This is a genomic window from Mesorhizobium sp. M1252 (genome assembly GCF_040318265.1).
Lineage (GTDB): Bacteria > Pseudomonadota > Alphaproteobacteria > Rhizobiales > Rhizobiaceae > Mesorhizobium.
Window position 1 is genome coordinate 15471 of sequence record NZ_JAMYLX010000015.1, and the last position, 19528, is coordinate 34998.

The 19528-nt window shown below is 63.8% G+C and carries 16 protein-coding genes; 7 read left to right on the forward strand and 9 right to left on the reverse strand.

Annotated elements, in window-relative coordinates; translation table 11 throughout:
* The first annotated feature begins 100 nt into the window (after positions 1-100).
* The gene (locus NKH22_RS25080; protein ID WP_023822205.1) at positions 101-2557 is read left to right on the forward strand and encodes a ComEC/Rec2 family competence protein; all 2457 of its coding nucleotides are present in this window, start codon (positions 101-103) and stop codon (positions 2555-2557) included.
* On the opposite strand, the gene lexA is transcribed toward NKH22_RS25080, so the two are convergent.
* Positions 2551-3333, reverse strand: coding sequence for a transcriptional repressor LexA (gene lexA / locus NKH22_RS25085; RefSeq protein WP_023684703.1), 783 nt, complete (start codon positions 3331-3333; stop codon positions 2551-2553). The genes NKH22_RS25080 and lexA overlap by 7 nt on opposite strands.
* A gap of 205 nt (positions 3334-3538) precedes the next feature.
* Positions 3539-4303, reverse strand: coding sequence for a GntR family transcriptional regulator (locus NKH22_RS25090; protein ID WP_023684704.1), 765 nt, complete (start codon positions 4301-4303; stop codon positions 3539-3541).
* 168 nt (positions 4304-4471) lie between these two features.
* On the opposite strand from NKH22_RS25090, the gene kynU reads away from it, so the two are divergent.
* Positions 4472-5719 (forward strand): kynureninase, encoded by a 1248-nt coding sequence (gene kynU, locus NKH22_RS25095; RefSeq protein WP_352911440.1) that lies wholly within the window; start codon positions 4472-4474, stop codon positions 5717-5719.
* Between the two features lie 105 nt (positions 5720-5824).
* Here kynU and kynA read toward each other — a convergent pair whose 3' ends face one another.
* Both kynA and NKH22_RS25105 read right to left on the reverse strand, forming a co-directional pair.
* Entirely contained in the window at positions 5825-6661 is an 837-nt protein-coding gene (kynA, locus tag NKH22_RS25100; RefSeq protein WP_352911442.1) for a tryptophan 2,3-dioxygenase, read from the reverse strand.
* Positions 6658-8283 (reverse strand): AMP-binding protein, encoded by a 1626-nt coding sequence (locus NKH22_RS25105; RefSeq protein WP_023822204.1) that lies wholly within the window; start codon positions 8281-8283, stop codon positions 6658-6660. Before NKH22_RS25105 ends, kynA begins: the two co-directional genes overlap by 4 nt.
* A gap of 166 nt (positions 8284-8449) precedes the next feature.
* On the opposite strand from NKH22_RS25105, the gene NKH22_RS25110 reads away from it, so the two are divergent.
* A complete protein-coding gene (locus NKH22_RS25110; RefSeq protein WP_023706240.1) occupies positions 8450-9280 on the forward strand; it encodes a hormone-sensitive lipase in 831 nt (276 codons plus the stop codon).
* Positions 9281-9325: 45 nt separating this feature from the next.
* Here NKH22_RS25110 and NKH22_RS25115 read toward each other — a convergent pair whose 3' ends face one another.
* Genes NKH22_RS25115 through NKH22_RS25135 form a run of 5 tightly spaced genes read right to left on the reverse strand, consistent with a single transcriptional unit; the run spans position 9326 to position 14788 of the window.
* The gene (locus tag NKH22_RS25115) at positions 9326-10531 is read right to left on the reverse strand and encodes a molybdopterin molybdotransferase MoeA (RefSeq protein WP_023693454.1); all 1206 of its coding nucleotides are present in this window, start codon (positions 10529-10531) and stop codon (positions 9326-9328) included.
* Positions 10532-11014 (reverse strand): cyclic pyranopterin monophosphate synthase MoaC, encoded by a 483-nt coding sequence (gene moaC / locus NKH22_RS25120; RefSeq protein WP_023684710.1) that lies wholly within the window; start codon positions 11012-11014, stop codon positions 10532-10534.
* 2 nt (positions 11015-11016) lie between these two features.
* Complete coding sequence (gene trpC / locus NKH22_RS25125) at positions 11017-11829, reverse strand: indole-3-glycerol phosphate synthase TrpC (RefSeq protein WP_023688562.1); 813 nt, start codon at positions 11827-11829, stop codon at positions 11017-11019.
* Between the two features lie 3 nt (positions 11830-11832).
* Positions 11833-12843 carry an anthranilate phosphoribosyltransferase gene (gene trpD / locus NKH22_RS25130; RefSeq protein ID WP_023822203.1) on the reverse strand — a complete coding sequence of 337 codons (1011 nt, stop codon included), beginning with the start codon at positions 12841-12843 and terminating at the stop codon, positions 11833-11835.
* Positions 12844-12892: 49 nt separating this feature from the next.
* Positions 12893-14788: a peptidyl-prolyl cis-trans isomerase gene (locus tag NKH22_RS25135; RefSeq protein WP_023822202.1), complete on the reverse strand. Its 1896-nt coding sequence runs from the start codon at positions 14786-14788 to the stop codon at positions 12893-12895.
* A 147-nt stretch (positions 14789-14935) separates the two neighbouring features.
* On the opposite strand from NKH22_RS25135, the gene tpiA reads away from it, so the two are divergent.
* The 4 genes from tpiA to pyrG all read left to right on the forward strand — a co-directional run bounded on the left by tpiA (position 14936) and on the right by pyrG (position 19515).
* Positions 14936-15706, forward strand: coding sequence for a triose-phosphate isomerase (gene tpiA / locus NKH22_RS25140; protein WP_023724396.1), 771 nt, complete (start codon positions 14936-14938; stop codon positions 15704-15706).
* A 196-nt stretch (positions 15707-15902) separates the two neighbouring features.
* The gene (gene secG / locus NKH22_RS25145) at positions 15903-16403 is read left to right on the forward strand and encodes a preprotein translocase subunit SecG (RefSeq protein ID WP_352802801.1); all 501 of its coding nucleotides are present in this window, start codon (positions 15903-15905) and stop codon (positions 16401-16403) included.
* Between the two features lie 201 nt (positions 16404-16604).
* Positions 16605-17723 carry a L,D-transpeptidase gene (locus NKH22_RS25150; RefSeq protein WP_023693456.1) on the forward strand — a complete coding sequence of 373 codons (1119 nt, stop codon included), beginning with the start codon at positions 16605-16607 and terminating at the stop codon, positions 17721-17723.
* Between the two features lie 154 nt (positions 17724-17877).
* A complete protein-coding gene (gene pyrG, locus NKH22_RS25155; protein ID WP_081725397.1) occupies positions 17878-19515 on the forward strand; it encodes a CTP synthase in 1638 nt (545 codons plus the stop codon).
* The last annotated feature ends 13 nt before the right edge of the window (positions 19516-19528 follow it).

Sequence of the window (19528 nt, forward strand, 5' to 3'; positions counted from 1 at the left end):
TTGGCGGGTCAATTCCGGCGCGGTGGACGCGACCGCACGGACTTTCGCGCTTTGCGCGTTCATGTAGCATAGGAGGTCTGGGGCGCAAGGGGCAGACCCGATGGCTGGACGTGGCCGGGGCACGAAGGAAGGCGAAGGCGGCGAGGCAAGCGTCAGCGAACGCTCGCTGTTTGCCGATAGTCCCTATGCCGAGCCGCTGCCCCTCGCGCTGCCTGAGCCGCATCCCGGCATAGCGCCCGCGCTGCCCGGTCACGCCTTGCCGGCGCAAGTCACAGCGCCCGGATCTATCGCCCGACTGCGCAGACGGCTTCGCCGCCCGTCATGGCCCGCGCTCCGCCGCAGCCTTGCCGTGGCCGCCAACACGGAGCTCGACCGGGGCGTCGCCTTCCTGCTGGTCCCGGTTTTCCTGGCAGCCGGCGTCATCGTCTACTTCTCGCTGGCCGGCGAGCCGGGCTTTGCGCAGCCAATCGCCATTGTGGTGCTGGCGACATGTTGCGCTGTCGCCACGCGATCGCGGCCGAGGACGCATCTGTTCTGCATGGCCGCGATGCTGTGCGCGCTCGGCGTCGTCGCCGCCAAAGTCGAGACCTGGCGCGCCGGAACGCAGATGCTCGGCTCCGAGATCCAGACACGGCTGACCGGCCGCGTCGTCAGTCTCGAACAGATGGAGAGCGGGCGCATCAGGCTGACGCTCGACGTGGTTTCGACCGCTTACCCCAAGCTGCGCTACGCCCCGGAGCGGGTCAGGCTCTCGGCGCGGACCGTTCCCGCCGATATGACCGCCGGCTCCCTGATCACCGGCTATGCCAGGCTGTTGCCGCCGACCGGTCCGGTGCGGCCGGAGAGCTACGATTTCTCCTTCGACAGCTATTTCACCGGTATCGGCGGCAGCGGCTTCTTTCTCGGCAATCCGAAAACCATTGCTACGCAGGGACCGCCGCCGCTGACCGCGCGGCTCTCCTCGGCAATCGAGAGCGCGCGCGAAAACATTGCCGACCATATCAGGGGCAAGATCGGCGGCGCCGAAGGCGAGATTGCCGCGGCGCTGATTGTCGGCGTGCGCGCCGGCATCCCGGACGAGGTCAACGAAGCGATGCGGCGCACCGGCATCTATCACATCATCTCCATCTCCGGCCTGCATATGGCGCTGGTTGCCTGCACCATCATGGCGTTGCTGCGCGGCGCCTTTGCGCTGTTTCCGGATTTCTCCTCGCGCCGGCCGGTGAAGAAATATGCAGCAGTGGCAGCACTCGTCTCCATCGCCGCCTATCTCGTCATTTCAGGCATCGTGGTGGCTGCCGAGCGCAGTTTCATCATGCTAGCGGTCATGCTTGTCGCCGTGCTGTTTGATCGCGCCGCACTCACCATGCGCAATCTGGCGATCTCCGCCATTGCCGTCATCCTGGTGTCGCCGCACGAGGTGGTCGGTCCCAGCTTCCAGATGTCGTTTGCCGCCACTGCCGCCCTTGTCGGCGCCTATGCCGGCTGGGCCGATTACCGCGCCGACAAGGTGAGAACGCCACCGGCAAAGCGCTCCTTCGTCGGCTTCCTGTCGCGAAAATTCGCGCTGGCCATGGGCGGCCTCGCCATGACCTCGATCATCGCCGGCAGTGCAACCTTGCTGTTCGCCATCTGGCATTTTCAGCGTGTGTCGCCGCTCAGCCTGATCGCCAATCTGGCCGTGATGCCGATTGTATCGTTGATCGTCATGCCGTTTGCCGTGCTCAGCGCGCTGGCGATGCCGTTCGGCGCCGACGGACCGTTCCTCTATGTGATGGGCAAAGGCCTGACGGCGATGATCGCCATATCGGCCTGGATTTCCGAGCGCTCGCCGGTCGATGCCGTCGGGTTGATTTCCATCCGCTCGGTGCTGCTGGTGACGGTCGCCCTCGTCATCGCCACCATGGCCACCACCTGGCTCAGGCTGGCGGCCGTGCCTTTCGCGCTGGCCGGCCTGTTGACGGTGCCGCAGGTGCTTACGCCCGACGTGCTCATATCCGAGGATGCGCATCTGGTGGCCATGCCGATCGGTGGCGGCGAACTCGCCCTCAACCGCGAACGCTCCAACGAATTCACCACGGACAATTGGAAACGGGCGCTGCGGGCCGAAACCATTATCCCACCTGAGATTTTCGAGTCAACAGATACGCGGTTCGATCTCGATCCGCTCGATCTGCCGCCCGGCTCGCCCTTCTATTGCACCGGCGATCTCTGTATCGCCCGGCACCCTTCCGGAGCCATTGTAGCGCTTGCGAAAGACCGCAAGACGGCGCGGCCGGCCTGTGCCTTCGCGAGCCTGATCGTCATCGATGACGCCACCGCCTACAATCCGTGCCGCGACCCGCTGGTGCTGGTCGTGACGAAGAAACAGCTGGCCCGCGACGGCAGCGCCGCCGTCTTCTTCGATCCGCAATCGGCAGCTGCAGCGCCAACCATCCGCTTCGCCGTCGACAAGCCGTATCGCCCCTGGCACGAGCAACGCCGCTTCTCCCGCGAAGCGCGCGGCCTGCCGCCTTACAACCAGCGTGAAAAGTACAAACCCAAGCCGGCTCAGTAGCGCCGGATCAATCCGACAAGCTTGCCCTGCACCTTCACCCTGTCCGGTCCAAAAATGCGGGTCTCGTAGGCCGGGTTGGCGGCTTCCAGGGCGATCGAGGCGCCCTTGCGGCGGAAGCGTTTCAGGGTCGCTTCCTCATCGTCGACCAACGCCACCACGATCTCGCCGGGGCTGGCTGTGTCGGCATTGCGGATGATGACCGTGTCGCCATCGAAAATGCCGGCCTCGATCATCGAATCGCCCTTGACCTCGAGCGCGTAGTGTTCGCCGCCCATGATCATATCGGGCGGCACCGAGATCGAATGGGTCTGATGCTGGATGGCGTCGATCGGCACGCCGGCGGCGATGCGTCCCATAACCGGGATTGAAATCGCGGAAACGGCATCGTCATTGCCGGCCGACATCGAACGCGACGGCGAGCCCGGCTTGATCTGGCGGCCGAGACCGCCTTGGCCCAACGCGCCTTGTCCTTGGCCGCCTTGCCCTTGGCCGGTTTGACCAAGACTGCCCTGAATGACGCTCGGCGAAAACTTCCTCGCCGCATTGAGGCCTGGTGCGATCGAGTCGGGCAGCCGCAGCACTTCCAGCGCGCGCGCCCGGTTCGGCAGCCGGCGAATGAAACCGCGCTCCTCAAGCGCCGTGATCAGGCGGTGGATGCCGGACTTGGAGGCGAGGTCGAGCGCTTCCTTCATCTCGTCGAAGGACGGCGGGATTCCGCTCTCCTTCAGGCGTTCATGGATGAACATCAGAAGCTCATGTTGTTTGCGCGTCAGCATCGCGGCCCCCAAGGGTTCTGAAACCAGAATCAGAAAAAACAAACCCAGAACAAACACTATCTGTTCCAGTTGTGTTCCGCAACCTTTTAAAGTTTAATGAATGTGTTGACGTTTTGTTCAGCGTAACGTTCGGCGCTGCGAGCGCCGCCTGCGCCCAGTTGCCAGCAACGGGGTGAAACGAAGACAAAGTGCCCTGCGTCGTCGGCTACGATCGCCGCTTCCTTTTCGGACGGGGCTGCGCAGCATCCGCGCGGGGTTCTCTCTGGGCATAGACCCGCAGCGTGTAGCCGATGTGAGCGGTCATCAGAGTTTTCGCACGTTCGACGTCGCGATCGAGGGCCGCTTCCATCAGGGCGGTATGGTGTTCGATCGCCACGGCGTCGCGCAGGGCCGCCACGGCCTTCCGGTGTCCGTCCGTGCGGCCGGCGGCGGCGCGCAGCGTCGGGGCCAGACCCAGAAAGCGGTGATGGCGATGCAATTGGTCGGAAATCGTTGCATTGAAGCGCAGCAGCCAGCTGGATGTCGCGGCACTGAGCAGCGCCGCATGGAAGGCATCGTGTTTTTCGTACCACGCGTCGACCGCATCATCCGATGGATCGTCGAGAACAGACCCGCACCGTGAGAGACGATAGTGGGCGGCAACGACCGCGTCTTCCCACTCACGGTCGCCCTTCTCGATCGATTCCACCAGCAGGGGCAGTTCGACCACCAGCCGCGCACGTGCCAAATCCTCGAGCTCCGCCCGAGAGACGGGAGCGACCGCAAACCCGCGGTTGCTGATGGCGGTCACAAGCCGTTCCGCCTCCAGCCGCGACAGCGCCTCGCGCAACGGCGTCCAGCCGATGCCGTAGGTGTTGCGCAGCGTGCTCAGCTTCAACGGCGCGGCAGGCGCCAGCCGGGTCGCAAGAATATCGCGCCTGAGCAGGCGATAGGCCACTTCCGTCTTCGAGGTCTGCTCGTCATCCAGCATCGTGATCCATCAGACATAAACGCTCGGGCGGATCATTATATATCAAAGCCTTTCAATGGGTGAATTATATATAATGTTTGACAGTTCAAGGGCGACCACTCAAGATCGCCGGCATGTTTGGGCGGCAGGCTCCGCCGCGCGCGTTTGTCCATGGAGGGGCGCCGGATCATGAGCACGACACCCGATCTCGCTACAATCGAAGCAATGGATGCCGCCGATCCGCTGCGCTCCATGCGTGAACGCTTTGTCTTGCCGCAAGGCGTGATTTATCTCGACGGCAATTCCCTGGGCGCCGCGTCAGCGGTCGTCTTCAGCGAACTGCAGCAGGCCGCCACGCAGGAATGGGCGCACGACCTCATTCGCGCCTGGAACACCGCCGGCTGGTTCAACATGCCGGTGGAACTCGGAGATCAGCTCGGGCGACTGATCGGCGCGGCTGATGGGCAGACGGTGGTCTGCGACACAACCTCGATCAACATCTACAAGCTGCTGCACGCAGCGCTCGGCATGCGGCCGGATCGGTCGGTCATCGTTGCCGAGGGCGACAGTTTCCCGACCGACCCCTACATGGCCGAAGGCGTCGCCTCGACCCGGCCGGGAACGCGGCTGCGGCTGGAGGGCGTCGACGCGGCCGCAATCGAGGAGCTGATCGACGACAGCGTTGCCGTCATCCTGGTCAACCACGTCAACTACAAATCCGGCCAGTTGCGCGACATGGCGGCGCTGACGCGCAAGGCACATGACGCCGGCGCGCTGATCATCTGGGATCTCTGCCACACGGCCGGCGCCTTGCCGGTCGAACTTGACCGTGCCAATGCCGATTTCGCCGTCGGCTGCACCTACAAATACCTCAATGGCGGCCCGGGCTCGCCGGCCTTCATCTACGCGGCCGAGCGCCACCATGACGATGCCCACCAGCCGCTCAGCGGCTGGTGGGGCCATGCGCGGCCCTTTGCCTTCGAGCAGGGCTTTGCCGTCGGCAGCGGCATTCGCCGCTTCCTGTGCGGAACGCAGCCGGTGCTGTCGATGCGGGCGCTCAAGGGCGCGCTCGATATCTGGAACGACGTCGATATGGCGGCGGTGCGCAGAAAAAGCATCGCGCTGACCGACCTGTTTATCCAGCTCGTCGAAGCCAGATGCGGCGCCTACCGGCTTGAACTGGAAAGTCCTCGCGACGGCAGCCAGCGCGGCAGCCAGGTGTCGTTCCTCCATCCGCATGGCTATCAGGTGATGCGCGCGCTGATCGAGCGCGGCGTGATCGGCGATTTCCGGGCGCCGTCGACCATCCGTTTCGGCTTCACGCCGCTCTATGTCGGATATGGCGATGTCTGGCAGGCGGTCGAAGTCCTGGAGGATATTCTGCGCACCGGCGCCTGGCAGGACGCCCGCTTCGCGGTGAAGACCGCGGTTACGTGAGAAACCAGAGCAATTTCAGGAAAAGTGTGAAGCGGTTTTCCGTCCGAAATTGCGTCAATCAAAGAGCTAGAGCATTTCGCCGTTTCCGTTAAACGGTGAAATGCTCTAGAGCCGGGTGCGGACCGTCCAGAGCTCCGGAAACAGCACGACCTCCAGCATCTTCTTCAGATAGGAGGCGCCTGAGGTGCCGCCGGTGCCGCGCTTCAAGCCGATGATGCGCTCGACCGTTGTGACGTGGTTGAAGCGCCAGCGGCGGAAGTAATCCTCGAAGTCGACCAGCTTCTCGGCCAGTTCGTAGAGCATCCAGTAGCGCTGCGGGTCGCGGTAGACGGTTTGCCAGGCAGCCAGCACGTCTTCGTTCTCACCGCGCGTCTCGCGCCAGTCCGTGCGCCCGGCATCGGCGCCGATGTCGAAGCCATTGCGCGCCAAAAGCAGAAGCGCCTCGTCGTACAGCGACGGCGTGGCCAGGATCGCTTCCAGCCTGTCCGTAAGATCGCGCCGGTGCTTGTGCGGCCCGAGCATGGCTGGGTTGCGGTTGCCGGCCATGAACTCGATGGCGCGGTACTGCCACGACTGGAAGCCCGAGGATTGGCCGAGCGCGTCGCGAAACTCGGTGTATTCGCTTGGCGTCATCGTGCGCAGCACGTCCCAGGCATTGTTGAGCTGCTCGAAGATGCGCGCGACGCGCGACAGCATCTTGAAGCTCGGTTCGAGGCGGTCGGCGCGGATCGAGCGGATCGCGGCGCCGATCTCGTGCAAAGCGAGCTTCATCCACAATTCCGATGTCTGATGCTGGATGATGAACAGCATCTCGTCATGGGCCGAAGACAGCGGCGCCTGCGCATCGAGCACCTTGTCCAGCTGCAGATAGTCGCTGTAGGACATCCGCTCCTTGAACGACATCTGCGCGCCATCGGACGCCGGATCGTGCGGCTTAATCAATTGCTCTTCTCCGCGCGCAACCGGAAGCGCTGGATCTTGCCGGTCTGGGTTTTGGGCAAGGCGTCGATGAACTTCACCGAACGCGGATATTTGTAGGGCGCGATCGTTGCCTTGACGTGGTCCTGCAGGCGTTTGACGGTCAATGCGTCCGGCGAAACACCTTGCACAAGCACGATATGCGCCTCGACGATCTGGCCGCGTTCACCGTCCTCGGCGCCGGTCACCGCGCATTCGGCGACGTCGGGATGCGAGAGCAGCGCCGCTTCGACCTCGGGGCCGGCGATGTTGTAGCCGGCGCTGACGATCATGTCGTCGGAACGCGCGGCGAAGTGGAAGAAGCCATCCTCGTCCTGCGTGAACGTATCGCCGGTGAGATTCCAGCCGTCGCGGACATAGTCCTTTTGCCTGGCATCGGCCATGTAGCGGCAGCCGGTCGGGCCGCGCACCGCCAGCCGGCCAGCAGAGCCGCGCGGCAACTCCCGCATCTCGTCATCGACGATGCGTGCCAGATAGCCGCCGACTGGTTTGCCGGTGGAGGCCGGCTTCATGTCGTCGAAGCGGTTGGAGATGAAGATATGCAGCATCTCGGTGGCGCCGATCCCATCGAGGATCGGCTTGCCGGTCTTCTCAGTCCATTCCTCGAAGACAGGCGCCGGCAGCGTCTCGCCCGCCGAAACCGCGACGCGCAGCGAGGACAGGTCAGCGCCTTGATCCATGGCCTTGAGCATGGCCCGATAGGCGGTTGGAGCGGTGAAGGAAATGGTCGCTTTGTAGGTCTCGATGATGTGGATCATGTTGGGTGGCGTCGCCTGTTCCAGCAACGTCGCCGCGGCGCCGAAACGCAGCGGGAAGATGGCGAGCCCGCCAAGACCGAAGGTAAAGGCAAGGGGCGGGGAGCCGACGAAGATGTCGTCGGGCGTCACCTCCAGGATTTCGCGAGCATAGGCGTCGGCGACGATCAGCAGGTCGCGGTGGAAATGCATCGTCGCCTTCGGCACGCCGGTGGTGCCGGAGGTGAAGCCGAGCAGGGCGACATCGTCGCGGCCGGTGTTGACGGCAGTGAAGGTGACCGGCTTGTCGAGGGCGGCGCGGTCGAGTTCCGCGTCATGGTTGGCCGTGCCGTCGAAGCCAATGACCTGCTTGAGATACGCACTGCCCTTGGCGCAGGCGGTCATCTCGTCCATCAGCCTTGTATCGCAAAGCGCAACCGTGATTTCCGCCTTGTCGACGATCTTGGCGAGTTCGCCGGCGCGCAGCATCGGCATGGTGTTGACGACCACCGCGCCAACCTTGGTGGCGGCCAGCCAACAGGCGACCATGGCCGGGTTGTTGGCCGAGCGGATCAGCACCCGGTTGCCCGGCTTGACGCCATAATTCTCGACCAGGGCATGGGCGAGCCTGTTGGTCCAGTCGGACAGTTCCTTGTAGGTGCGGCGGCGGCCATTGCCGATCAGCGCGGTGTGGTCGCCGAACCCTTTTTCGACCAGCCTGTCGGTCAATTCGACGCCGGCATTTATGTGGTCGGGATAGTCGAAGCCGTCGAGCAAAAACTCCGGCCATTGCTCCGGCGGCGGCAGGTTGTCGCGCGTGAATGTGTCGATATGCGCTGATGGCCCAAGCATTTTCGGCTGCCCCTGTCTGCCTCGCGCCCATGGCTGAACAAGGCGCAGGATCGCACCAGTCGAAATTTGTTTCAAGCCTAAAATGTTTTTAGGTCGCAGGATTGACGCCGCCCTGTTCGGCGGCCATTCCTGTCGACTGAACTGAAGCCATCCGGGAGGGATGCAGATGCTCCAACATCGTGTTGCCGATTGGGACAATGCCTACGCCAACGGCGACAACATTGCCGGCAGCAATCGCTGGCCGGCCGCGTGGGACACACCGGCACAGGCTTTTCGCGACACAATGTCGGCGTCCGGTCGGGCCAAGCTCGACATCGCCTATGGCGACAGCCCGCGCAACAGGCTCGATCTGTTCCTTCCCGATGTCATGCCCAAAGGGCTCGTCGTCTTCATCCATGGCGGTTACTGGAAGGCGTTCGACAACAAGCCATGGTCGCATCTGGCCAACGGCGCGGTTGCCAATGGCTTTGCCGTGGCAATGCCGACTTACACGCTTTGTCCCGACATACGCATTTCCGGCATCGTCAGGGAAATCGCGGCGGCGATCGGCAAGGCGGCGACGATGGTCGGCGGGCCGGTGATCCTGACCGGGCATTCCGCCGGCGGCCATCTCGCCTCCAGGATGGTGACGACAACGACGCCTCTGGCCGCCGATGTGGCCGGCCGCATACGCAATGTCGTCTCGATCTCCGGGGTTCATGATCTGCGGCCGATCATGCGGACGGGGATGAACGCGACACTGGCCATCGATGAAGCGGAAGCACTGGCCGAAAGCCCGGTTCTGCTGCGCCCCATGCAGGGCGCGCGCATCACCTGCTGGGCCGGCGGCGGCGAGCGGGCGGAGTTCCTGCGCCAGAATGCGCTGCTTGCCAACATCTGGATCGGCCTCGGCGCCACGACCAGCACAGTGGTCGAGCCGGACCGGCATCATTTCAGCATCGTCGACGGGCTTGCCGATCCGACACATCCGCTGACGCGGACATTGCTGGCGGAGTAACAACCAGTCTTATCTCTTGGAATTAACGGCTTGGATCCGCGACCTTCAGCGCAACATCAGAACGCTGCAAGCAGCGCCTGCTTCTGCCGCCGGAGCGAAGGGCTCGCGCACGATCAGGCCGGTGGCGTCGGCCAGCATTCTCAGCATCGAGGAATCCTGGATGCCGAACGGCGTCGCCACCAATGCGCCGGCTTCTTCCCGGACCACGGCGCGCACATAGTCTTGCCTTAGATCATTGGCCGGCATCGCGGCGCCAAGCTGAGCCTGGCGGATGTCCTGCCGGTGGGGACGGCCGCCGAGCTGCGCCAATAACGGCTTCAGGAACAATTGCGAGCAGACCAGGCTCGCCACCGGATTGCCGGGCAGGCCGATGCACCTGATATCGCCCAGCCGCCCGAACATCAGCGGCTTGCCCGGGCGCATGGCGAGCTTCCAGAAGTCGAGGTTCATGCCTTCGCCGGTCAGCACGTCATGGACGAGATCATGGTCGCCGACCGAGGCGCCGCCGAGCGTGACGATGACGTCGGCTTTCGCATCGACCGCCTTTTTCACCAGCGCCGCGATCGCTTCCTTGCGATCGGCCGCTATACCGAGATCGAGCGCGCGAGCGCCGACCGACTGCGCCACAGCAGCGACGCCATAGGCGTTGGACGAGATGATCTGGTCGGGGCCAGGTTCGCTACCCGGTGGCAGCAATTCGTCGCCGGTGGCGATGATGGCGACCAGCGGCCGTTGCACCACGTTCAACCGGGGATGATTGGCCGACGCCGCCAGCGACAATGCAGCCGGATCGAGCACGCGGCCTTTCTCCAGCAGCACGTCGCCTTGGGCAAAATCCAGTCCAAGGCGGCGGATGTTACGGTTCTTCGCCGTCGGTTCGGTGACCTCGATCCGGCCACCGCCGAGATCGCGGACATTCTCCTGGATGACGATGGTGTCTGCGCCTTCCGGCAGCGGCGCGCCGGTGAAGATGCGCACAGCTTCCGCCTTACCTACAGCGCCGTCAAAGCCTCGCCCTGCAGGCGCCTTGCCGATCACCGAAAGCCTCGCCGGGAGGGTCGCCACATCCCGCGCCCGTGCGGCATAGCCGTCCATGGCAGATGCATTGAAAGGCGGCTGGGTACGCAGCGCCACGACCGGCTCCGCCAGCACCCGGCCGGCCGAATCCGCCAGCGCGACGCTTTCACCGGGCAACGCCACAGCGCCGTCGAGTAGGCGTTGAAGCGCCTCGGCGACCGGAACCAGCGCCATTTACGAACCCGCCTTGTAGTCGCCGGACTTGCCGCCGGTCTTTTCCACCAGCTTTATACCGGAAATCACCATGGCGCGGTCGACCGCCTTGGCCATGTCGTAAATGGTCAGGCACGCGACAGATGCCGCGGTCAGCGCCTCCATCTCGACCCCGGTCTTGCCGGTGACGCGGGCGAGCGCGGTGACCCTGAGGCCGGGCAGCGTGGTGTCCGGTTCGATGTCGACCGACACCTTGGTCAAAAGCAGCGGATGGCAGAGTGGGATCAGCTCATGCGTTTTCTTGGCAGCCATGATGCCGGCAATGCGCGCGGTACCCAGCACATCGCCCTTCTTGGCGTCGCCGTCGAGGATCATCTTCAGGGTTTCGGCCCGCATCGAGACAAAGCCCTCGGCGACCGCCGTGCGCGTCGTCTCCGCCTTCTCGCCGACATCGACCATGTTGGCCTCGCCCTTGGCGCCGAGATGGGTGAGGGCGGCTGCCATCCTCAGATGGCCTCTGCTTTCGCCTTGCCTGTCAAAAGCAGCCGCGTTGCCGCAGCGACATCCTCTTGCCGCATCAGGCTCTCGCCGACGAGGAAGGTGCTGATGCCGGTCTTTTGCATCCTGAAGCAATCGTCGTGGGTGAAAATTCCGCTCTCGCTGACCAGCAATCGGCCGCCCGGCACCATCGATGCCAGCCGTTCCGAGGTCTCGAGGCTGGTCTCGAATGTTCTGAGATTGCGGTTGTTGATGCCGATCAGCTGCGACGAGAGTTTTACCGCGCGCTGCGTCTCGGCCTCGTCATGCACCTCGATCAGCGCGTCCATGCCGAGTTCGAATGCGGTCGCTTCCAATTCGCTCGCCAAGGCATCATCGACGCTGGCCATGATGATCAGGATGGCATCGGCGCCCCATGCGCGAGCCTCGTAGACCTGGTAAGGGTCGAACAGGAAATCCTTGCGCAGCGCGGGCAGGGACACTGCCTTCCGTGCATTGGTGAGAAATTCCGGCGCGCCCTGGAAGGATGGCGCATCGGTCAGCACCGAAAGACAGGCGGCACCGCCTTTCTCATAGGCCTGCGCCAGTGCGGGCGGGTCGAAATCGGCACGGATCAAGCCTTTGGATGGGCTTGCCTTTTTGATCTCGGCGATCAGGCCGAAGCTGCCCGATCTGCGCTTCGCCTCAAGCGCCCTCAGAAAGCCACGCGGTGCGTCGGCATCCTTGGCTCGCGCCTTGATCTCGGCCAACGGTATCCGCGCCTTCGCCGCCGCGATCTCGTCGCGTTTGTAGGCCTCGATCTTGCGCAGAATGTCAGCCACGGCTCATCCGTTCGAAATCTCGACCAGCCTGTCGAGCACGCCCAGCGCCCGGCCGCTGTCGATGGCCTGTGTGGCCGCGGCCATGCCGTCGGCAAGCGTCGTCGCCTTGCCGGCTACCACCATGCCGGCGCCGGCATTCATCAGCACCGTATCGCGATAGGCGCCGGCAGCACCGCCCAGCATGTCGCGCAACGCCTTGGCGTTGTAGGCGGCGTCGCCGCCGCGCAACTCGTCCTTGGTGTGGCGCTGCAGGTCGACGGCTTCCGGGGTGAGCGTGAAATGGCGGATCTCGCCGCCGGCCAGTTCCGCCACCTGCGTTTCGCCGGTGGTGGTGATTTCGTCATAGCCGTCGCCATGGACGACCCAGGCATGCTCGGTGCCCAGCGCCTTCAATGTCTCGGCCACCGGCACGATCCATTCAGGCAGGAACACGCCGACCATCTGCCTGCTGACGCCGGCCGGATTGGACAGCGGTCCGAGCAGGTTGAAGATGGTGCGCGTGCCGAGCTCGACGCGGGTCGGGCCGACATGCTTCATCGCAGGGTGGTGCGCCGGCGCGAACATGAAGCCGACGCCGGCCTCCTGGATGCAGCGGCCGATCACCTCTGGCAGGATATCGATCTTGACGCCGAGCGCGACCAGCACATCGGCAGCGCCCGTCAGCGACGACAGGCCGCGATTGCCGTGCTTGGCGACCGGCACGCCGCAGCCGGCAATGACGAAGGCCGAAGCGGTCGAGATGTTGACTGAATGCGAATTGTCGCCGCCCGTGCCGACAATGTCGATGGCGCCCTCAGGAGCTTCGACGCGCAGCATCTTGGCACGCATGGTGGCGACGGCGCCGGAAATCTCGCTCACCGTCTCACCGCGCACACGCAAGGCCATCAGGAAGCCGCCGATCTGGCCCGGCGTCGCGTCGCCAGACATGATGATGTCGAAAGCTTCGCGCGCTTCGTCGAAGGTAAGCCCGGTTCCCGTAGCGACCTTGGCGATATGGGTCTTTAGGGCGCTCATTGGGCCAAGACGTTCATTGGGCTAGGGCCATTCATTGGGCTAGGGCCATTCATTGGGCGAGGGCTTGGGCAACGGCGGCCTGGTCGACGCTGACGGCGTACTGCGTCTGCAACTGCGCCACCAACTGGTCGAGCAGATCGTCGGACATGCCTTGCGTGAAGGATTTTTGCGCATCGTCGGGTACCGAGCTGGCGTCGGCTCCGGCCGGCTCGAACACTTCGGCGACCTTGAACAGGATCTGGCCGTCGCCGGTGGGCGAGGGGATCAGCCCGGTGCCGCCTTCGCCGACGCCGAACATCGCAGCAGCACCCTCCTTGCCGAAATCGACATCGTCGGCCTCGCGCTTCACGCCGCGCTTGGTCTGCTTTTCAAGCTTCAGTTCGCCGGCGATGACGTCGAGTGTGGTGCCAGCCTTGAGGCGCTTGTCGAGTTCGTCTGCTTTCGCGGTCAGCCGCTTGGTCGTTTCCTCTGTCGTCCAGTCCGCCACCACGCGCTGGCGGACTTCGTCCAGCGTGCGGTCGCGAGCCGGCGTGATCGATGTCAGTTCATAGAACACGAAGCCGTTGTTAGGCGTGGTCAGGGCTTGATTCTCGGTGTTGGGCTCGGCTTCGAACACCGCCTTGATCAGGTCCGCCGATGCCGGCAGGTCCTTGATGATGGTGCCGTCCGGCTTGAGGCCGGTGCGGTCTATGGCCTCGACGGTGACGTCCTTGAGCTTGAGTTTGGCGGCGGCTTCGGCCAGCGTGCTGCCGGCGGCGCGGGTGTCTTCGTAATTGTCGTGCACGTCGAGCAGGATGCGGCTTGCTTCGCCAAGCGCCAGATCCTTGCGGATCTGGTCTGACACTTCCGCCAGCGGCTTCACCGTTTCCGGTTTGATCTCGGTAACGCGCAAAAGCACCCGACCGAACGCGCCCTGGACGACCGGGCTGACTTCGTTGACGGCAAGCGCGAATGCGGCATCGGCGACCGCCTTGTCGGTGATCTTATCCTTGGAGAGCGTGCCGAGCAGCGTGTCGGCCGGGGTCTTGCCCTGCGCGGTGACGATCTTGTCGAAAGTGGCGCCCGTCTTCAGCGAATCGGATGCCGCCTTGGCGGCGTCCGCGGAAGGAAACACCAGCTGTTCGATGGTGCGCATTTCCGGCGTGGTGTAGCGGCCCTTGTTCTTGTTGTAGTCGTCGCTGACCTGCTGGTCCGTTACGGCGCTGACATCCATGATGTCTTCGGGCTCGAGCCGGACATAGGAGAATTTGCGGTATTCTGGCGCCGCGTAGGTTTTCTTGTTGGCCTCGAAATAAGCCTGAAGCACGCTGTCGGATGGCGCCTCGATGGGCTCCACCAACGCCTTTGGCAAGATCAGATAGTCGATGGTGCGGTCTTCGCCCCGATAGAGCGCAACTGCCTTGAAGAAGGTGTCCGGAGCCTTGAGGCCGTCCGAAACCGCTTCGACGATCTGCTGGCGCACCGCCACCTGAGCCCGGTTCTTCAGATAATCCTCCGGCCGCATTCCCAGTTCGCGCAGCCGGGATTCGAACAGCCGGCGGTCGAACTGGCCATTCGGGCCCTGGAAGGCGGGTTCCTGCCGCGTCAGTTCGGCCAGCCTGTCCTTGGAGAAGCCAAGCCCGAGCTTGCGCGCCTGTTCGTCAAGGACGGCGCCGGACACCAACTGAGCCAGCACCTGGTTGTCGATGCCATAGGCCTTGGCCTGGTCGCGGCTGATGCGCTGGCCGATCTGCTGCTGCAGCATGGCGATCTGGCGATCATAGGCGAGGCGGTACTCGGTGATCGACACGGTGGTGCTGCCGGCGGTGATCACCGCATGATGGCCAGCCAGGAAGCCGCCCGTCATCCGCGTGGTGACGCCCCAGGCAAGGAAACTCAACACCAGCAGCGACAGCAGGGCTTTCGCGACCCAGGTCCCTGCCGCGCTTCTCAATATACCAAGCATTGTTACTTCCGATTTTTGCGCAGTTTTGCGTGCGCCCGAGTCTGAAACAAGCGCAATAGCGCCCTTCCGGCTCACTGTCGATTGCTTTGTGGCCTGATTTTGATAGGGAGGGCGAGACCCCAATGTCGCCCGGAGAACCAGATCCCCATGACGCCAGGAATTCGACCGCTCGTTGCCGGCAACTGGAAAATGAACGGCACCAGCGCTTCGCTGAACGAGCTCAGGATGATCGGCAACGGCTTCATGAGCGGGCTCGACGCAGAGACCGAAGCATTGGTCTGCGTGCCGGCGACCTTGCTGTCGCGCGCCGTCGAAATCCTGTCGCGCACGCCGGTGCGGGCCGGTGGCGAGGACTGCCACATCAAGGAAAGCGGCGCCTTCACCGGCTGTGTCTCAGCCGAGATGCTGAAGGATGCGGGCGCCAGCCACGTCATTGTCGGCCATTCCGAGTGCCGCGAACAGCGCAGCGAGGACGATGCCATCGTGCTCGCCAAGGCCTCGGCGGCGTGGCGGGCAGGGCTCGTCGCCATCATCTGCATCGGCGAGACCAAGGCGGAGCGTGAAGCGGGCACAGCACTCGACGTGTTGTCGCGCCAGGTCGCCGGCTCGGTGCCACCGAGCGCAACGCCCGCCAACACCGTTGTCGCCTACGAGCCGGTATGGGCTATCGGCACCGGCCTGACGCCGACCGCCGAAGACGTGGCGGAGGCGCACGCGCATATCCGCCAAAAACTGGCGGAAGCGCTCGGCGCAGCCGTGGCCGGCAAGATGCGCATCCTCTATGGCGGCTCGGTCAAGGCGTCCAACGCGGTCGAACTGCTGGGCGTCAAAAACGTCGATGGCGCGCTGGTTGGCGGCGCCAGCTTGAAGGCGTCCGACTTTCTCGCCATCGCCGAGGCATACCAGAATATCGCGTAGGCCCCGGAATCTCGTTGCCGACCAGTTCCGTCATCGACTTATGAACGCAGCAGTTCGGCGGAAATCTTTGCAAAGGGCGCATTGCTTCCCATATTCTGGCCACGGGCTTGGAAATGCCGTTAAAGCATTGTATGGAGCCGCCTCCAAATCACCGGCCCTGATCGCCAGGGAGCGGCAGGGCTTGCCAGGATAAAATATGGAAACCGTACTGATCGTCATCCACCTCATGGTCGTGCTCGCCCTTGTCGGCGTCGTGCTGCTGCAACGCTCCGAAGGCGGTGGTCTCGGCATTGGCGGCGGTTCCGGTTTCATGACCGCGCGTGGCGCCGCCAATGCGCTGACGCGGGCGACGGCGATCCTGGCCGCGGCCTTCTTCGTGACGTCGCTGACACTCTCGATCGTTGCCCGCTATGGCGAAAAACCGATCGACATTCTCGACCGCGTGCCGGCCGACAGCGGCAACGGCGTGCTCAATCAGTTGCCCGGCACGACGGCGCCGTCGCCGCCTTCGGGCAACACCGCACCGGCCGCGCCCGCGGCCAACGGCGCCGCCACGCCGCCGCCCGCGACGGCTCCCGCCACCACGGCCCCGGCGACGGCTCCATCTCCGGCGACGCCACCTGCAACCGATTCGGCTGCGCCGCCGGCTACCAATGGCGTTACCTTGCCGGTCACACCGCAGGTTCCGAACCAGTAGTCGGTAGCGTCCGGTGCCGCGATCTGTTGTTGTTTCAACACAGTCGCGGCAAATGGCACACGATCACGAAGATTCGACCGCACCCCGTGCTTGAGGCCCGTACGCCACTTCGATTATAGATTGCCGGCGGCACTTTCTGCGCCCTTGGGGGGCGCCGGGCGACGCCGTGGGCAACAAGCATTGAACGATCGGATCTTCGCCATGCAGCTTCGCAGCTTCATTTTCATGGGGTTTTGTGCCGTATTCGGCATGAGCTCCGCGGTCTTCGCCGGCACTCCGGCAATGACCTCACCGCAGGCGGTTGGCAAAACCGCTGTCATCAACGTCGCCGCCAAGAGCGATGCGACGCAGCTGAAGCTTCTCAAGAAGAAGAAAAACCCGAGCCCGGATGATCTGGCTCAGATCAGCAAGCTCGAAGACAAGATCGCCGCCGACAGGGATCTCGCCCGCGTCAAGGCGCTCGAGGCCCGCAAGCTGGCGATGCGCGATGCGGCGAAAGCCAGGGCCGATGCCCAGCGCCAGGCGTTCCTGGCAAGCAAGGGCAAGCCGGTCGTGGTTGCCGACGCCAAGCCAGGCAAGAAGACCACCAAGATCATCGCTCCGGTTGACCCGATCGCGCCGATCGAGCCGATCGAATCGGCTGAACCGCTTCCGGCCGAAGCGATGAATATCGCGCTGACCGGCAACAATGGCGAATTGCGCAGCGAGGCCCCGGGCCAGAAGCCGACGAGTGGCGGACTGTTCGCCGGCCTGTTCGGCGGCACGTCCTCTGCCTCGTCGATTGCCTATCTCCCCGAAACGCGCGCGCTCGACCAGGCTCTCGCCAAGCGGCAAGCCAAGAAGCAGTTCAAGGTGAAGCCGGAATTCGTGCCGCAGGACGTCGAATTCAGCGGCTATGAGCCGGGTACGATCGTCATCGATACCAGCGCGCGCCGCCTCTACCTCGTCGAATCGGCTTTCACCGCCCGCCGCTATGCGATCGCGGTCGGCCGCGAAGGCCTGCAGTTCAAGGGCAAGGTTGCCGTTGGCGACAAGCAGGAATGGCCGCGCTGGATCCCGACGCTTGACATGCAGAAGCGCGAACCCAAGCATTACGGCCAGTACAAGGACGGCATGCCCGGCGGCGGCCAGAACCCGCTCGGCGCCCGCGCCATCTATCTCTACGACGGCAAGAAGGACACGCATCTGCGCATCCACGGCACCATCGCGCCGCAGTCGATCGGAACCAGCGCTTCCAATGGCTGCTTCCGCATGATCAACGAGCACGTCATGGACCTCTACAGCCGCGTCAGGGTCGGCACCAAGGTCGTCATCATCTGACGCTTTCACAAACCTGCCGAAAGGGCCGGCTTTTGCCGGCCCTTTTGTTTTGACCAAAACACCAGTCTCGAACCTCGGGACTATCGCGCCTTCTCTGGAAAAAGCCTCAGCGGCGGTTTTTTCTCTGGCGGAATCAATTCGGCCGCGTTAAGCGATGACTCCCATGGCGCGATATGTATTCATCACAGGCGGCGTGGTTTCCTCACTTGGAAAAGGCATCGCTGCAGCGGCCCTTGGGGCTCTCTTGCAGGCGCGAGGCTATCGCGCACGCATCAAAAAGCTCGATCCCTATCTCAATGTCGATCCCGGAACGATGTCGCCTTACCAGCATGGCGAGGTTTTCGTCACCGATGACGGCGCCGAGACCGATCTCGATCTTGGCCATTACGAGCGCTTCACCGGCCGCTCGGCCAACCAGCAGGACAACATCACCACCGGCCGCATCTACAAGAACATCATCGAGCGCGAACGGCGCGGCGACTATCTCGGTGCCACCGTGCAGGTCATTCCGCATGTCACCGATGAGATCAAGAATTTCGTGCTCGACGGCAATGACGACTATGATTTCGTGCTGTGCGAAATCGGCGGCACGGTTGGCGATATCGAGGCGATGCCGTTTCTCGAGGCGATCCGCCAGCTCGGCAACGATCTGCCGCGCAACAACGCCGTCTATGTCCACCTGACCTTGATGCCTTACATCCCCACGGCCGGCGAGCTGAAGACCAAGCCGACCCAGCATTCGGTCAAGGAACTGCGCGGCATCGGCATCGCGCCCGATATCCTGCTGGTCCGCGCCGACCGCGCCATCCCCAAGGAAGAGCGCAGAAAACTGTCGCTGTTCTGCAATGTGCGCGAAAGTGCCGTCATCCAGGCGCTCGACGTGCCCCACATCTATGACGTGCCGATGGCTTACCACAAGGAAGGGCTCGATTCGGAAGTGCTGGCCGCCTTCGGTATCGATCCGGCGCCGAAGCCGCGCATGGAGCCCTGGCAGGCCGTGTCCAACCGCATCCACAATCCGGAAGGCGAGGTAACGATCGCCATTGTCGGCAAATACACCGGCCTCAAGGATGCCTACAAATCGCTGATCGAGGCTTTGTCGCATGGCGGCATGGCCAACCGCGTCAAGGTCAAGCTCGACTGGATCGAGAGCGAGATTTTCGAGAAGGAAGACCCGACGCCGTGGCTGGAAAAGGTGCATGGCATCCTGGTGCCCGGCGGCTTCGGCGAGCGCGGCTCGGAAGGCAAGATCCTGGCGGCGAAATTCGCCCGCGAGCGCAAGGTGCCGTATTTCGGCATCTGCTTCGGTATGCAGATGGCCTGCATCGAGGCAGCGCGCTCGCTGGCCGGCGTCGAACACGCCTCGTCGACCGAATTCGGTCCGACCGACGAGCCGGTCGTCGGCCTGATGACCGAATGGCTGAAAGGCAACATGCTGGAGAAGCGCCGCGAAACGGGCGATCTCGGCGGCACCATGCGGCTTGGCGCCTATCAGGCTGAACTCGCCAAGGGTTCGAAGATCGCCGACATCTATGGCGACACCCAGATTTCCGAGCGCCATCGCCACCGCTACGAGGTCAATATCGACTACAAGGAGCGGCTGGAAGATTGCGGCCTGGTGTTTGCCGGCATGTCGCCCGACGGCGTGCTGCCGGAAACGGTCGAATACCCCGACCATCCCTGGTTCATCGGCGTCCAGTACCATCCGGAGCTGAAGAGCCGGCCGCTTGAGCCGCATCCCCTGTTCGCCAGCTTCATCTCGGCCGCGGTGGACCAGTCGCGACTGGTCTAGGGCCACGGTGAGG

What these genes read in the sequence shown, in the direction of transcription:
- NKH22_RS25080 (WP_023822205.1), top strand. Translation starts at nt 101, where the DNA reads ATGGCTGGACGTGGCCGGGGCACGAAGGAAGGCGAAGGCGGCGAGGCA.
- lexA (WP_023684703.1), bottom strand. Translation starts at nt 3,333, where the DNA reads ATGCTGACGCGCAAACAACATGAGCTTCTGATGTTCATCCATGAACGC.
- NKH22_RS25090 (WP_023684704.1), bottom strand. Translation starts at nt 4,303, where the DNA reads ATGCTGGATGACGAGCAGACCTCGAAGACGGAAGTGGCCTATCGCCTG.
- kynU (WP_352911440.1), top strand. Translation starts at nt 4,472, where the DNA reads ATGAGCACGACACCCGATCTCGCTACAATCGAAGCAATGGATGCCGCC.
- NKH22_RS25105 (WP_023822204.1), bottom strand. Translation starts at nt 8,283, where the DNA reads ATGCTTGGGCCATCAGCGCATATCGACACATTCACGCGCGACAACCTG.
- NKH22_RS25110 (WP_023706240.1), top strand. Translation starts at nt 8,450, where the DNA reads ATGCTCCAACATCGTGTTGCCGATTGGGACAATGCCTACGCCAACGGC.
- NKH22_RS25115 (WP_023693454.1), bottom strand. Translation starts at nt 10,531, where the DNA reads ATGGCGCTGGTTCCGGTCGCCGAGGCGCTTCAACGCCTACTCGACGGC.
- moaC (WP_023684710.1), bottom strand. Translation starts at nt 11,014, where the DNA reads ATGGCAGCCGCCCTCACCCATCTCGGCGCCAAGGGCGAGGCCAACATG.
- trpD (WP_023822203.1), bottom strand. Translation starts at nt 12,843, where the DNA reads ATGAGCGCCCTAAAGACCCATATCGCCAAGGTCGCTACGGGAACCGGG.
- NKH22_RS25135 (WP_023822202.1), bottom strand. Translation starts at nt 14,788, where the DNA reads ATGCTTGGTATATTGAGAAGCGCGGCAGGGACCTGGGTCGCGAAAGCC.
- tpiA (WP_023724396.1), top strand. Translation starts at nt 14,936, where the DNA reads ATGACGCCAGGAATTCGACCGCTCGTTGCCGGCAACTGGAAAATGAAC.
- secG (WP_352802801.1), top strand. Translation starts at nt 15,903, where the DNA reads ATGGAAACCGTACTGATCGTCATCCACCTCATGGTCGTGCTCGCCCTT.
- NKH22_RS25150 (WP_023693456.1), top strand. Translation starts at nt 16,605, where the DNA reads ATGCAGCTTCGCAGCTTCATTTTCATGGGGTTTTGTGCCGTATTCGGC.
- pyrG (WP_081725397.1), top strand. Translation starts at nt 17,878, where the DNA reads ATGACTCCCATGGCGCGATATGTATTCATCACAGGCGGCGTGGTTTCC.